Origin of the sequence: Streptomyces capitiformicae (assembly GCF_002214185.1) — a bacterium.
Lineage (GTDB): Bacteria > Actinomycetota > Actinomycetes > Streptomycetales > Streptomycetaceae > Streptomyces > Streptomyces capitiformicae.
The window spans coordinates 10,618,581-10,631,799 of record NZ_CP022161.1 but is presented as its reverse complement, the minus strand read 5'-3'; the positions used below and the strand labels follow the sequence as shown (position 1 = coordinate 10,631,799).

Here is a 13,219-nt window from a genome sequence, read left to right as displayed (position 1 = left end):
GGCTGCGCGTGCAGGGCGGTTCGGGCGCTTGACGCGAAGGGCGATGGAGACTCTACTTAGGAAAAGACATCATGTCGTTTCCTAACTGTGAGGTCGAAGCTATGACTGTGTCGAGTCAGGACTGTGAGGTCGAAGCCATGACTGTGCCGAGTCAGGAAAGGGCACGTGGCCGTCCGTTGGACGCCCACCGTGAGGCCGCTTTGCTGGACGCGGCGCTGGAGCTGCTGTCCGAGGTGGGTTACGAGCGGTTGAGCCTGACCGAGGTGTGCCGCAGGGCCGGGGCCAGCACGAAGACGGTGTACCGGCGGTGGACGAACAAGGACGAGCTGATGACGGCGGCGCTGCGCCGTGCGGGGGTGCGGGCGGTGGACGAGCCGTTCGAGGTGGTGGCCACCGGGTCGCTGCGGGGTGATCTGCTGGAGAACCTGCGGGCATCCGCCGAACTGCAGCTGCAGTTCTCGCCCCAGTACGCGGCCGGGCTGCTGGTCGCCGCGTCCAGCGGCAGCGACGCCGGGCGGATGGCCCGGGAGCTGTTCCGCGTCCATTACGCCCGTCGAGGGCACCACGACCGTCACCACCACGGCCGCGCAGGTCGGCCTGTCCGGCAGCTCGTTCACCCTCACCGACCTGTGGACCGGCGGCACGTCCAGCACCTCCGGGCAGATCTCGGCGAGCGTCCCCGCGCACGGTGTCGCCGTGTTCAAGATGACCGGCGGCAGCCCGCTGGCCGCCACCACCGCACGCCTGCGCGGCACCGGGTCCGGTCGCTGCCTGGACGTGGACCGCGCCTCCACCGCGGCCGGGACGGCGACGCTGATCTGGGACTGCCACACGGCCGCCAACCAGCTGTGGACCACCTGGGCCGGAGGCGAGATCCGCGTCTTCGGCGACAAGTGCCTGGACGCCTACAACCAGGGCACGACCAACGGCACCCGTGTGATCACCTGGCCCTGCAACGGACAGAACAACCAGAAGTGGACCGTCGGCTCCGACGGATCGATCCGCAACGTCCAGAACGGGCTGTGCCTCGCCGTCAACGGGGCGGGCACCGCCAACGGAACCCCGCTGGTCCTGTGGACCTGCAACGGCCAGGCCAACCAGAAGTGGACCCGCGTGTGAGGGACCGCGATTCACGAAGTGAACGAAGAGTTCATGATGACCAGGACTGGCGCGCGACCAGGGCGATAACACCCCGCGCACGGCTGTCGAATCCGCCGCGAGCCCCAGCTCCGGTTGCGGCGTGACGGCCAGGAACGTCGTCTCCCACAACGCCACCATCGTTCCAGGCGCGTCGGTCGACATCGGCTTCCAGGCAACCCACATGGGCAACACCGCCCCGCCGAGCTCCTACACCCTCAACGCCACCGTCTGTGCTGTCACGGGGAGTTGAGCAGACGGTCTGTCTTCTTGGTGCGATCCGTGGCGAGGGCCCTCGCCACGGATCGCTGTCAACGGCGCCGGACGGCACGGAAGCGTCCGGCGCCGGTCACGTCACGTCTTGGCGCAGGTGCTCCCGTTCAGGCTGAACCCGCCCGGCGCGGCGAAGGTGCCGCTGTAGGTGCCCTGGAAGCCGAAATCTGGCTGTCTCCGGCGGCGATGCTCGCGCTGTGTGTCAGGCCGCTCGCCGTGACGGACGCCGAGGACGGGGAGACGGCGGCGTTCCAGGCGCTGGTGATGGGCTGGCCGGAGGGCAGGATGAAGGCGAGGCGCCAGTCGTCGACGGTGCCGAACCGGTGTTGGCGACGGTGACGTTCGCGGTGAAGCCTCCCTGCCACACGTTCGTGGTGTACGACACCTCGCAGGTCGTGGTGCCGCCCGGTCCGCCACCCGTGTTGACGGTCGACTAGAACGAGTTCACGGTCAGCCCCATGCCGTTCTGCCAGGGTTCGAAGCCGGCCTGAACGCTGGTCAGATACCAGTTGCTCTGACAACCCTGTGGTGTGGCGCTGTGTCGAACGCACTACGTGGCTTCCACGGCGAGGTGCGAGAATGGCGGCGGCAGCAGGCGAGGGGATGAGGAAGGGCGACCGTGCCGGACAACCGAGCGGGAAGACCTTCGACGGAGGACCACGGTGAGGGCGGCGGGGGACCCGCATCGGTGACGATCGCGTACATCGCCGAGTCCGCGGGCGTCTCGGTGCCAACCGTGTCGAAGGTGCTCAACGGCCGGTCGGGGGTGTCGGACGAGACCCGGGCCCGCGTCGAGGAACTGATCCACCGGCACGGTTACCGCAAGCCCCCGAAGAGCCGCAGCAACGTCGTGGAGCTGGTGTTCCGCGAGTTGGAGAGCATGTGGGCCGTGGAGATCATCCGCGGTGTCGAGCGCGTGGCCCGCAGGAACCGGATCGGTGTGCTGGTCTCGGAGTTCGGGCTTCATGACACGGTGGGCATGACCATCGACGACACGGTCGGCCGGCGCCCTCGATGCGTCCTGTCGGTCGCGCAGCTCTCGGAAGCCGAGCGGGAACAACTGGCGGCGAAGGGCATCCCGTTCGTCGTCTTCGACCCGATCGACGAGCTGCCCGACGACGTGCCGTTCGTGGGGGCCACGAACTGGAGGGGCGGGCAGGCGGCGACCCGGCATCTGGTCGGCCTGGGGCACCGGCGCATCGCCATGATCAGTGGGCCTGATCACCCCTTCTGCCTCGCCCGGCTGTCCGGCTACTTGTCCGCTCTCGCGGAAGCCGGCCTGTCGACGGAACCTGACCTGGTGGTGAAGACCCAGCTCATGCGCGAGCACGGGTACGCCGCGGCACGGGAGCTGCTGTCCCGCACCGATCGCCCCACCGCCGTGTTCACCGCGAACGACATGCAGGCGGTCGGTGTCTACCAGGCCGCGCGTGAGCTCGGGTTGCGCATCCCGCACGATCTGAGTGTGGTCGGCTTCGACGACGTACCGGCCGTGGCCTGGATGGATCCGCCCCTGACCACGGTCCATCAGCCGCTGGCCGAGATGGCGACGGCCGCCACCGAGTTGGCCTTGGCGCTCGGCCGGGGTGAGGAAGTGTCGCAGGTGGGGCTGGAGATCGCCACCACTCTGACCGTCCGGGAGAGCACGGCCCCGCCGAAGGACGAGTGAGGCGACCGCGCGGAAGGCGGGTGCCCTGGTTGCCGGGGAGGTGGCAACCAGGGCGAGGGGCCGGTCGGTCAGGAGGCGGGTGTGACGCGAGTGCCGGTGACCGAGTCTCCGGACTTCTTGACGTGTTACATGAGCTTTTCGCCGCTGTAGAAGTGGAAGGTCAGTGTCACGAGTTCGCCGTCGCGCAGCGCGTCCAGGAACTCCGGCCTCAGGATGATCGTGTCGTTCGGGTAGTCCGGCGAGACGGACTTGTTGAACTCCTGGTACGGAGTCCAGTCGGTCTGGCCGGCGTTGCTGCCGTCACGTACCTGGCCTCCATGGTGGCCAGCACGTCACCCTTGTACTGGGGGGTGGGTCGTGCGGGTGGTCCGATCCGGGGGCAGGCGGCGACGAGGCGCCACCGCCTGCCACTGCCGGCGGTGCGGCAGGGGAGTGGGCCGGTTCAGCTGTCCAGAGGCTCGTAGTCGAACCAGTCGAAGTGGACGGTGCCTGCAGCCGCGTACACGCCGATGACCCGGCCCGTGAAGCCGCCGGCGACCTCGGTCGACAGGTAGCGGCCGTCGAGGGCCGCGAGTTCGGTGAACGTGCCGTCCGCGGCCTCGACCCCGAGGGAGACGACGTCGGGTCCGGTGCACGGCCCGTGCGGAGGCGGCGGGTCGGTGATCGTGACACCGAGGACCACCGGCTCGGCGGGCACGGTGCGTTCGGCCACGACCGTGCGCAGGGAGCCGACGCGCGCGATCACGCGTACCTCCGTGCCGGACGCCTCGATCGCGTAATGGTGCCGCTCGTCCAGCCGGACGGCGAGGCCGCCGCGCCCCTGCTCCGGGTCGACCAGGGTGCGCGCCCGGCAGGTGAGGTGCTGCTGGCGGCGGCCGGTGAACACCACGTCGGGCTCGTCCAGGGAGCCGCCCCGCGCGTGCAGCGTCAGCCATCCGGGGCGCTCCTTGGTGGTGCAGAGCTCGGCGGGGCGGTCCCGCACAGAGATCCAGGTCGGGCCCAGTTCGCTCAGCTCGAAGTCGTCGCGGCGGTCTTCGGCGGAGGCGGGGGAGAGCGGCCAGGGGAGCGCGGACAGGTCCAAGGTGACCTCGCCGACGACCGGCCAGCCGTCCTCCCAGGTCACGGGCGCCAGGAAGGTCTCCCGGCCGAGCACGTGCCAGCCGGGCGTGCCGCCGCCCGGCCGTACGCCCAGCAGCACCATCCACCATGAGCCGTCGGGTGCCTGGACCAGGTCGGCGTGGCCGGTGTTCTGGATGGGGTGGTCGGTGCCCCGGTGGGTCAGGATCGGGTTGGCCGGGCACGGCTCGAACGGGCCGCCCGGCGTACGGCCGCGGGCGATCGAGACGCCGTGGCCGCGCTCGGTGCCCCCCTCGGCGATGAGCAGGTACCAGTAGTCGCCGATCCGGTAAAGGTGAGGTGCCTCCGGGGCCTTGGCGCCGGGCCCGCCGGACCAGAGCCTGTGCGGTGTCCCGTATGTTTCCCCGGTCGTCGGGTCGATACGGACCTGCGACACCCCGGCGACAGTGCACCAGCAGGTCCCGTCCTCGTCCCAGGCCAGGTCGGGATCGATACCGGGCACGCCCGGTGCCGGGATCGGATCCGACCACGGTCCGGCCGGGTCGGTCGCTGTGACGATCAGATTGCCGCCGCCCTCGCTGCAGTTGGTGACGATCAACCAGAAACGGCCGTCGTGATGGCGCAGGGTGGGGGCGTAGATGCCGCCCGAGGACGGCATGGAGGCCGGTAGACGCAACTGCTCCGGCCGGTCCAGGGCGTTCCCGATCTGCCGCCAGTGCACCAGGTCGCGGCTGTGGAAGAGGGGTACGCCGGGGAAGTACTCGAAGCTGGAGCAGGCGAGGTAGTAATCGTCGCCGACCCGGCAGATGCTCGGGTCAGGATGGAACCCCGGGAGCACGGGGTTGGCCGCGCGGGCGGGCCGGTTCTGAGCGGGCACTTTTGGTCGTCCTTTCGTCACGTCGGCAGCAGGACGGCTTCAGAGAGCGTCCGGCTCCGTACGGGTGATGCGGAGCAGCGCCGCGGAGGGCGCGGTGGGCAGGGTCACGGTGAGGTCGGCGGTGTCCGGGTGCCAGACGGCAACGGCCTGACGCGCGGCGGGGTACAGCACCTCGACACGGGCCGCGCCGCCCGCCGGTTCAGGCAGCCGGAGGGTGGTCGTGGCCGCACCGCCCGGTCGGCGCCAGACGGTGAGGTAGGTGGTGGCGGGGGTGTGCAGGGCCAGGGCGATCCAGGGGTCGTCCCAGGCGGGAAGGCCGAGTGGCCAGGACGGTACGGCCCCCGGCAGGTCGGCGCGGATGGCCTTGTACACGGCTACCGCCTCATGGACCAGAGCGCGGGCCTCGGGCTCCAGTTCCGGCAGGAGGCCGGAGAGGTGGATGCGGCCGAGGAGGGCGTTCGCCATGGTGAAGGCCACCTCGTCGAGGGAGTCCTCCGGCCGCGGGTAGGCCCACACGGCGCCCTGTTCGGGAGTGACGGCGGTGGGTGCGGAGGCGGCGATGGGCGCGTAGAGGTGGAGGTTCTGCTGGTCGCTGGTGGACTGCAGTTGCAGCCGGGACAGCAGGGCGTGGTCCCAGCGCATGCCGCCCGAGGAGCAGTTCTCCACCACCAGGTGCGGGTAGCGGTCCAGGATGCCGTCCAGCCAGTCCAGGTGGGCGCGGTTGTGGCCGAGCAGGCCGGCGCCCGGGGTCTCACCGGGGTGGGCGCTGGTGCCGGAGCCGGGGTCGATGTTGTGGTCGAGCTTGAGGTAGCCGACGCCCCACTCGCCGACCAGGCGGTCCACGACCTGGTCCAGGTGGGCGCGGGCGGCGGGATGGCGCAGGTCCAGGTGGTGCCGGCCGGTCTCCGTGAGACGGACGCCGTCGCGGCGGAAGAACGCCTCGTCGGGCAGGGACTTGGCCATGGGGCTGTGCACGCCGATGACTTCCGGCTCCAGCCACAGGCCGGGCACCATGCCGCGTTCGCGGATACGGTCCAGCACCTCGTGGATCCCCTTCTCACCGGGGAAACGGGAGGCGGCCGGTTCCCAGGCGCCGACAGTGGTCCACCAGCCGCCGTTGTCGCCGTCGTACCAGCCCGCGTCGATGACGAAGTATTCGGCGCCGGCCTCGGCCGCCGCGTCGATCAGGGGCAGCAGCTTGTCGGTGGTGGGGTCGCCCATCAGGCAGTTCATGTAGTCGTTGAAGATGACGGGCAGACGCCGGTGGTCGGCGTGCGGGCGGCGGTGGGCGCGGCGGTAGCGGGTCAGCGCGGCGAACGCGGCATCGGGGCCGCCGTCGGCGCTGAAGGACAGGGCCACGGGTACGGTGCGGAAGGCGGCGCCGGGTTCCAGGGGGTGCCGCCAGCCGTGGTGGGTGTCGGTGGGGCCGAACAGCGCCACATAGGCCGCCCCGTCGTGCTCTTGGCACTCCCAGCGCCAGCCGCCGCCGTTGTGCTCGATCTGCCATACCCAGGTGCGGCCGGAGCGCCGGTCCGTCAGGCCGCCCATGGGCAGGTGTCCGCAGCTGGACCAAGTGCCCTGTCCGGTCAGTTCGGCGCCGGCCTTGCCGTGCCCGTACTTCACCCGTCCGCTGAGGGTGGGTGTGCTCCGGCGCATCGGCTGTCGCTGCCAGCGGCACTCGGCGAGCCAGTCGTTGTCCGCCCACAGCAGGTCGGCGGCGTCGACGGCCGCCGGGTCCTGCGGGGTGAGGCAGCCCACCGCGAGCGAGCTGACCGACTCCAGGTGGAGCGTGGACGGCCCTTCATTGCGCAGGATCACCTCGCTGCGGAGCACGGGGATGCCGTCCGGCGACCGGTAGGTCACCTCCGCGGCCAGCCCGGTTTCCGGGTCGTGGAGTTCCACGGTCAGCGTGTGCCAGTCGCCGTCGCGGGCCGCGCGGTGGGCCCGGTGGCGCAGCCGGTCGCCGAGAGCGGTCCCGATCAGGCGGCTGCCCGACCAGCTGCGGCCGTGACCCGCGGCCGTCACCTCCACCAGAGGCAGGGACGCACCGGGTTCGCTGCCCGCTTCGCCGGGCGGCCCGAGATACGTCAGGCGGGCGCTGCCGTCGTCGCCGAAGACGAGCTCGAGATGCAGGGCCTCATGACCCCAGAGGAAGCTACGCTGTTCGTTTTCCATGGTGTCCTTTTCCAGGTCAGTGGCCGCGCAGGACCGCGCAGCCGCCGGGCGGCAGTTCGTGGGCTGTGGTGCCGGTGAGCAGGTCGTGGGTGGGCCGCGGCAGCGGCACGGTGCCCGTGGCGTGGTTGATGAGGACGTCCCAGCGGCGGCCGTCCGCCGCGCGCCGGGTGACGGCTTCGACACCGGCGGGCAGGCCGGGTACGTCAGGTTCGACACCGCCTTCCTTCACGAGCCGGCCGACCAGAGTGCCGTAGTCGGCGTCGTCCAGGCGGGTGGAGAGGTACCAGCCCTGTCCGGTGCCGAAGCGGTGCCGGGTGAGCGCGGGGCTGCCCGGGACCGCCACGCGGCCCAGTTCCCGCGTCGGGCCGGACACGGCGGTGAGGGCGGGAGCGTGCTGCTCGGCGAGCTGCTCCGGGCACAGGGCCACCACCGAGGCGTCCGCGGGCACGGACCGCCCGCTGCTGTGCAGCGGGCTGAGCAGCGGGCCGATCGCCGCCTCGTTCTGCACCACGAAGCCGGTGGTGCGTGGGCGGTCGGCGAGGATGCGGGCGAGGGGCCCGGCGGTGCTTTCGAACGTGCCCTCGCATGAGATCCGGCGTGTGCCGTTGAGGACGTAGCTGACCGTGCTGGACGAGGCACCCGCGTGTCTCGCCACGTCGAAGATGGTCACCATGGGTGTGTCGAGGTTCCTTCCTGGCCATTGACCAGCCCTTGATCGCCCGGTGAGCACACCGGTCCGGAAGTGCTTCTGGACGAACGGACAGACCATCAGCCGGCGATCACCGCGGTCACGGTGCGGGAGGTCGGCGGGACGACGGACCACAGGATCCGCCAGTCCCCGGCGCTGTCGAGACTGCCGCGCTGACGAAGCTTCTGCGGTTCAACTCATGACTCATGGCGGCGGCCTTCCCTTGGCAGAGTTGTCGAAGCGCTTCACCTGGCAGGTGAAGGTAACGGACGAGTTTCGTGCGAAACAAGGGCCACTGCAGTGAGAAACTTTCTTTTCTCGGCGCATTGACCGTCCGTTAAGAGCGATGGAGCCGTCGATGCGCTTCGACGCTCACGCTTCGGAGTCGGCTTCGCGCCGGATGGCCATGAAACTTTCCTCCGTCGCACGGCCGAGCACGGGGCATGAGGGGCTCAGCGGGTCAGCGCACCCGCCTTGACATGAAGAGAGCCTGCTCACCGGCCGATGCAGTGCCGTCGTAGAGCGTGGTGTCCAGACCGCAGAAGGTGAACCCCAACCGGAGATAGGCACGGATTGCGGGAGCGTTGATATTGGTGACCTCAAGCCACACATGCCTCGCCCCGAGCTCCTTCGCGATATCGAAGGCGTGATGCATCAGGGTGCGCCCAACCCCCTTGCCCCGCCACGCCGGTGCGACCTCGATGTCGCAGATGGTCAGCCGTGCGTTCCACGGATCGAAGGAGGTCTCGATGAATCCACACAACTCATCCCCGTCGAAGGCGACAACCGTTCGGCTGAGCTCGGGATCGCCGTCATCATCGTCACTGCCGTCCTCATCGGGGAAGGCCTTGTGGATCGGAGGGGCCACCGGCGTCTCACGGATCCTGAACTCGCCGCCCGCCAAGGTCACTTCGAACACGGAATCCGTTGTGAACGACCCGTCCAGCCCCGCCAGAGCCTCATCGTCCTCGCGTCGCGCCAGCCTGTAGACGACGGTTCCCACCACGCCGAGCACAGCCTCCTCGTCTGCGGGCCTCTTCATGACACGACCGTAGTCCGCCTCCAGCAGCGACGATCGGCTTCCGGCCGGCAGGGGCTCGCCGTCGCACGACCGGACGCTGCCGCCTTCTCCGCGGTCGGTCACCGACGACAACGCGGCAGACGTGCGTACCGGGCACCGCGACGCCGGCATGTTGGCAGAGCCTCAAGGCGGCGACAGCGTTGGCGATCGCCTTGGCGGCCGTCTCCGGCACGGCTGCCGGCTGCCTGCGCACACGGGCTTCCTCAAGGCCCAGCAGGCGCAGGACCCGCTGGTGCTGGAGACCGGATGGCTAGGCGTCGGTCACGTGGACGAGTTCGTGCAGTTCCTGCCCGCCGACACCCCGCGCGGCTGGAAGATCGGCATCGCCGACCCGGAAGGCGGGCTCGCCCTGCTGCGCAAGGCGCAACGCGACGGGCACGGCCACACGAAGGCGTTCTCCATCCCGCGCTCCTACGCCGACGACCGCGTTCTGACGATCGACCAGGCCCTGTCCGACCGGCAGTTGCTGAAGTCCAACGCCTACGCGGTCCGGAAGATCAAGGAGAACCTGGCGCTGCTGAAGCGCGAGACCGGCGTCACGGACGCCGAGATCGTGAAGATCCCGGCGATGTACGTCGACTTCGGTGACTTCCCCCGGAGCGCAGGACCCTGCGGTCATCGCCTACCACCCCGGCGCCGTCAGCGGCGTCACGCTGACCCCCCACCACCTACCTCGCCCCCAAGCAGTGGGGCCCGGTCATCGGCGGCAAGGACATCCTCGCCGAGGCGGTGACCAAGGCGTACGCCAAGGCCGGCATGCGGGTGCGCTACCTGAACGACTGGCGCACGCACCACGTCGGCGGCGGCGAGGTGCACTGCGGCTACCGCGGTGACCGGGTCGGCCTCTACACCTACAACCCGGGCGGCACCGGCCACGTCGACATCGACTCGGTGCAGTACACCATCGCCCCCACCAGGGCCTACACATGCGTCAGCGTGCGCAGCGGCAAGGTCGCCGACGTCTACCGCGCCTCGAACGCGGACGGCGCCGCCGTGATCCAGTGGCCCGACAACGGCAGACCGAACCAGCACTGGGCCTTCCAGTCGACCTCGGACGGCTACCACACCATCACCTGCCTCCACAGCGGCAAAGTCCTCGACGTCGCCGGGTCCTCCACGGCGGACGGCGCCACACCGGCCGAGACCAGACAGCGGCACCAACACGCCCTCGCGGCATAACGAACGAGTGTCCAAGATCACGGGGAAACTTCAATCGACAGGGAAGTCGAGCGTCTGCACGGCGCGCTTCGCGCTCCGTAGATGCGCCATCTCCCCCTGGTCGAGGAGGCCATGGGACGCCAAGCACTTGCGCTGCTACGGCAACTGGAAGCCGCGTGCGCAAGCGCCGATGACCTCGCCGAAGCCGCAGTGCGGGCGTTCGAGGCCCACGCTGACGCCGAGATCATCACCAGTTTTCCTGGACTCGGCCCGCTCAGCGGGGCCCGAGTTCTAGCCGAGATTGGCGACGACCGGACTCGGTTCGCCGACGCCAGAGGTCTGAAGGCGTACGCGGGATCCGCTCCCGTCACCAGGGCCTCCGGCAAGAGCGTGTCCGTCGCGGCCCGCAGAGTGAAGAACCAGAGGCTGGCCGGCGTCGGCTACATGTGGGCTTTCTCAGCGATGGCCCACTCGGAAGGAGCGCGGGCCCACTACGACCGTCGGTGTGAGGCCGGAGATCGCCACACGGCCGCACAGAGGAACCTCTTCAACCGGATGATCGGCTGCCTTCACCACTGTCTTTCTCACCGCGTCCCGTTCAACGAGGCTGTGGCCTTCCCAGCCTCTCAAGAACCCCGCCTCACCCTGGCCGCTTGACTCCTTCTTCGCATCGGATGTCTTCTTGCCCGCATCCGTGCCCTGGCTCGTGGCGGGGGCGCTGGTGGAGGTCTTCACGCTCTGCGCGTCGATCACGCGGGCCGACGGCTCCGCCCTCCGCCCCTCCTTCTGCCTCACCAACTCCCGCAGCAGGCCGTTGAGCTGGGCAAACACCCCTTCCTTCTGCCACTTCGCGAAGTAGCCGTAGACCGTCTCCCAGGGCGGGAGGTCATGCGGCAGGTGGCGCCACTGCACGCCGGTGCGGTCCACGCAGAGGATCGCATTCATGATCTCGCGCAGTTCGTGTTCGGGCGGACGCCCGAAGTCCAGGCCCCGGCCGCGGCGCTCAAAGCGCCAGGCCGCCAGGACCGGCTCGATCAACTCCCAGCGGGCATCGGACAGATCACTGGGATACGGACGTCGCTCACTCATGACCTGGGCGTACCGCCCCGAGCCGAGTGCGCTCAGGCGTGCGTCTTCGACCGGTCGGGTGTCCCGGGTTCTGCCGCTGACCGCGTTCGTCGGCGGTGAGTGGCAGGCGAGATCAGCGATGCCGCCGAGCCACACGGAGAGGTGTCGTTCGTTCGGACTGCCGGGATGGGACCTACTGCCGCGCGGCGTTGCCGCGGAGCCCGAGCTTTGTGATCGTGCGGCGGAGTGCGGTGCGGATCGCCTGCGTCGTCGACGGGTCGAGCGGTGTGGAGAGGTGGTCGATCTCCAGACCCGCGATGACCGAGAGAATGATCTCTGAGTCTGTCTCGGGATCGTCCGAGCCGAGCCGGCTCGCGACATGGCTGACCTGGATCTGCAGCGCCTGGCGCCACGCCCGCGAGACACGTTCGAGATCCGGCCTGCGGGTTGACTCGATCAGGAACTCGTACTCCGCGACCAGGCTCGTGCGTGCCTCGGTCAGCCCGTGGTGGATGAACGCCGTGAGGTGCTCGGCGATGTCGTCGGCATGGTCGCCGTTCTCGACACCCGCGAAGGCGGCGAGGACCCGGTCCGCCTCCCGGCGCGTGTGCAACTCGAACGCATCGAGGATCAGATCGTCCTTGGTCTTGAAGTAGTAGCCGAGAGCTCCGAGCGGCAGCCCCGCTTCCGCCGCGATGGCACGCATGGACAGCCCGGCGAGTCCCTTGTTCCCGATGACCCGCAGGGCTGCTTCGAGGATGGCCGCTTTGCGGACCCCGCCGCGCTCGGTCAGGACAGGGGTGTCTCGTTGCTGGGCGGACTCGCCGGGCCGGCTCATGAATGTCGTCGTCCTTCTCGCCTGTGGGTGACCGCCGGGCGTCGCACGACGGCAATGGCCGCACGGTAGCAATCGGGGGGCAACCTGCCTGTGTGGTGCGCCGCGGCATCCTGTCCCTTGACCGTTGGAACTGGAACGAACGTACCACTCAGATCAAGAAAAGTCGGCCACCCTGCTCGGATCCGTAACGGTTCAGTTCCCTTGAAATGCAGGTGAACTGACCATTGCCGCGCAGCCTTGATTCCCCTACTGTGACGAACGTTCAACTCAGTCACGCCATGAGGCGTCCAGGGATTCGAGGGTGAGCACCACATGAACCCGACCAACGCCGACGGCCGGCCCGTTGCGGTCATCACCGGGGTCGGCAGTGCATCCGGCATCGGTTTCGCCTGCGCCAAACGGTTGGCCGACGACTACTCGTTGCTGATCACCTCGACCACCGGGCGGATTCACGAGCGGGTGGCCGAGCTAGCGGGGAGCTGCCCCGTCCGTGGGGTCGCAGGCGATCTCACCGATCCCAGGTTCGCCGAGTCGGTGGTGGCCGAGGCGCTGGATGCCTTCGGCCGGATCGACGTTCTCGTCAACAACGCCGGCATGGTCTCGGTGGCCGAGCCCGAAGACCCGTCCAGCCTCGCGACGGCCTCCGACGAGCAGTGGCGTTCGGCCCTCTCGCGAAACCTCGACACCACGTTCCACATGACCCGCGCCGCGCTCCAGCCGATGCTCGACCGAGGGTACGGCCGGGTGGTGAACATGTCGTCGCTCTCGGGTCCGGTGATGGCCTACAAGGGCGACGTCGCCTATCACACGGCCAAGGCCGGCCTGATCGGTCTCACCCGCTCGACAGCCATGGACACGGCCTCACGGGGCATCACGGTCAACGCCGTCGCGCCCGGCTGGATCGCGACCGGGGGACTCGACGAGCATGTCGACGCCCTCGGGGCGGCAACGCCGGTCGGTCGTGCCGGGCGTCCCGATGAGGTGGCCGCACTGGTGGCGTTCCTGGCCTCGCCGGAGTCGTCCTATGTCACGGGACAGCTGTTCGTGGTGGACGGCGGCAACTCCATCCAGGAGGAGCGCGGACTGAGCCCGGCAGGCGGTCCCCTGGCGCTGTTCGCGCAGTAGCCCGCTATTCGCCCATTTTTTCTAGTTTGCCTGTGCTGCCCATCGCCAAGAGG

Annotated in this window: 11 protein-coding genes and 6 pseudogenes; 8 read left to right on the top strand and 9 right to left on the bottom strand. The window is 69.4% G+C overall.

The genetic code is table 11. The annotated features are described in order from the left end of the window. Positions 1-71: 71 nt before the first annotated feature. Positions 72-278 (top strand): annotated as a pseudogene (locus CES90_RS52340) (TetR family transcriptional regulator); the annotation flags it as partial. Here the strand turns inward: CES90_RS52340 and CES90_RS50965 are convergent. Beyond that, positions 239-394, bottom strand: a complete 156-nt coding sequence (locus tag CES90_RS50965) for a hypothetical protein (RefSeq protein WP_232791398.1) — start codon at positions 392-394, stop codon at positions 239-241. The pseudogene CES90_RS52340 and the gene CES90_RS50965 sit on opposite strands and share 40 nt — an antisense overlap. Positions 395-558: 164 nt before the next feature. Between CES90_RS50965 and CES90_RS47610 the strand changes: the two are divergent. Both CES90_RS47610 and CES90_RS47605 read left to right on the top strand, forming a co-directional pair. Then, positions 559-1,119, top strand: a pseudogene (locus CES90_RS47610) (ricin-type beta-trefoil lectin domain protein); the annotation flags it as partial. Positions 1,120-1,165: 46 nt separating this feature from the next. Then, entirely contained in the window at positions 1,166-1,390 is a 225-nt protein-coding gene (locus tag CES90_RS47605; RefSeq protein ID WP_308437944.1) for a cellulose binding domain-containing protein, read from the top strand. 101 nt (positions 1,391-1,491) lie between these two features. Here CES90_RS47605 and CES90_RS47600 read toward each other — a convergent pair. Further along, positions 1,492-1,927, bottom strand: a pseudogene (locus CES90_RS47600) (cellulose binding domain-containing protein); the annotation flags it as partial. A gap of 171 nt (positions 1,928-2,098) precedes the next feature. On the opposite strand from CES90_RS47600, the gene CES90_RS47595 reads away from it, so the two are divergent. After that, positions 2,099-3,079, top strand: coding sequence for a LacI family DNA-binding transcriptional regulator (locus tag CES90_RS47595; RefSeq protein WP_189788323.1), 981 nt, complete (start codon positions 2,099-2,101; stop codon positions 3,077-3,079). A gap of 125 nt (positions 3,080-3,204) precedes the next feature. Here the strand turns inward: CES90_RS47595 and CES90_RS47590 are convergent. From CES90_RS47590 to CES90_RS47570, 5 genes and pseudogenes are all read right to left on the bottom strand, one after another. Continuing rightward, a pseudogene (locus CES90_RS47590) lies at positions 3,205-3,425 on the bottom strand (cellulase family glycosylhydrolase); the annotation flags it as partial. A gap of 96 nt (positions 3,426-3,521) precedes the next feature. Beyond that, on the bottom strand, positions 3,522-5,033 hold the full coding sequence (locus CES90_RS47585; RefSeq protein ID WP_189788305.1) for a glycoside hydrolase family 43 protein: 1,512 nt from the start codon (positions 5,031-5,033) through the stop codon (positions 3,522-3,524). A 39-nt stretch (positions 5,034-5,072) separates the two neighbouring features. Beyond that, positions 5,073-7,208 carry an alpha-galactosidase gene (locus CES90_RS47580; RefSeq protein WP_189788306.1) on the bottom strand — a complete coding sequence of 712 codons (2,136 nt, stop codon included), beginning with the start codon at positions 7,206-7,208 and terminating at the stop codon, positions 5,073-5,075. 16 nt (positions 7,209-7,224) lie between these two features. Continuing rightward, positions 7,225-7,881, bottom strand: a complete 657-nt coding sequence (locus CES90_RS47575) for a substrate-binding domain-containing protein (RefSeq protein WP_189788307.1) — start codon at positions 7,879-7,881, stop codon at positions 7,225-7,227. A 475-nt stretch (positions 7,882-8,356) separates the two neighbouring features. Continuing rightward, positions 8,357-8,938, bottom strand: coding sequence for a GNAT family N-acetyltransferase (locus CES90_RS47570; protein WP_189788324.1), 582 nt, complete (start codon positions 8,936-8,938; stop codon positions 8,357-8,359). 121 nt (positions 8,939-9,059) lie between these two features. On the opposite strand from CES90_RS47570, the gene CES90_RS52335 reads away from it, so the two are divergent. From CES90_RS52335 to CES90_RS47560, 3 genes and pseudogenes are all read left to right on the top strand, one after another. Continuing rightward, the gene (locus CES90_RS52335; protein WP_373313624.1) at positions 9,060-9,710 is read left to right on the top strand and encodes a protein-arginine deiminase family protein; all 651 of its coding nucleotides are present in this window, start codon (positions 9,060-9,062) and stop codon (positions 9,708-9,710) included. Continuing rightward, positions 9,677-10,156, top strand: a complete 480-nt coding sequence (locus CES90_RS52330; protein WP_408646666.1) for an RICIN domain-containing protein — start codon at positions 9,677-9,679, stop codon at positions 10,154-10,156. Before CES90_RS52335 ends, CES90_RS52330 begins: the two co-directional genes overlap by 34 nt. 24 nt (positions 10,157-10,180) lie before the next feature. After that, positions 10,181-10,792: pseudogene (locus CES90_RS47560) on the top strand (transposase); the annotation flags it as partial. Between the two features lie 3 nt (positions 10,793-10,795). Here the strand turns inward: CES90_RS47560 and CES90_RS47555 are convergent. Together CES90_RS47555 and CES90_RS47550 are read right to left on the bottom strand one after the other, a co-directional pair. Then, a pseudogene (locus CES90_RS47555) lies at positions 10,796-11,224 on the bottom strand (transposase); the annotation flags it as partial. A 172-nt stretch (positions 11,225-11,396) separates the two neighbouring features. After that, positions 11,397-12,041, bottom strand: a complete 645-nt coding sequence (locus CES90_RS47550) for a TetR/AcrR family transcriptional regulator (RefSeq protein ID WP_189788551.1) — start codon at positions 12,039-12,041, stop codon at positions 11,397-11,399. A gap of 312 nt (positions 12,042-12,353) precedes the next feature. On the opposite strand from CES90_RS47550, the gene CES90_RS47545 reads away from it, so the two are divergent. Continuing rightward, complete coding sequence (locus tag CES90_RS47545; protein WP_189788550.1) at positions 12,354-13,166, top strand: SDR family NAD(P)-dependent oxidoreductase; 813 nt, start codon at positions 12,354-12,356, stop codon at positions 13,164-13,166. Positions 13,167-13,219: the final 53 nt, after the last annotated feature.

Coding starts and splice junctions, on each gene's coding strand:
- CES90_RS47580 (WP_189788306.1), bottom strand. CDS start 7,208: ATGGAAAACGAACAGCGTAGCTTCCTCTGGGGTCATGAGGCCCTGCAT.
- CES90_RS47575 (WP_189788307.1), bottom strand. CDS start 7,881: ATGGTGACCATCTTCGACGTGGCGAGACACGCGGGTGCCTCGTCCAGC.
- CES90_RS47570 (WP_189788324.1), bottom strand. CDS start 8,938: ATGAAGAGGCCCGCAGACGAGGAGGCTGTGCTCGGCGTGGTGGGAACC.
- CES90_RS47550 (WP_189788551.1), bottom strand. CDS start 12,041: ATGAGCCGGCCCGGCGAGTCCGCCCAGCAACGAGACACCCCTGTCCTG.
- CES90_RS47545 (WP_189788550.1), top strand. CDS start 12,354: ATGAACCCGACCAACGCCGACGGCCGGCCCGTTGCGGTCATCACCGGG.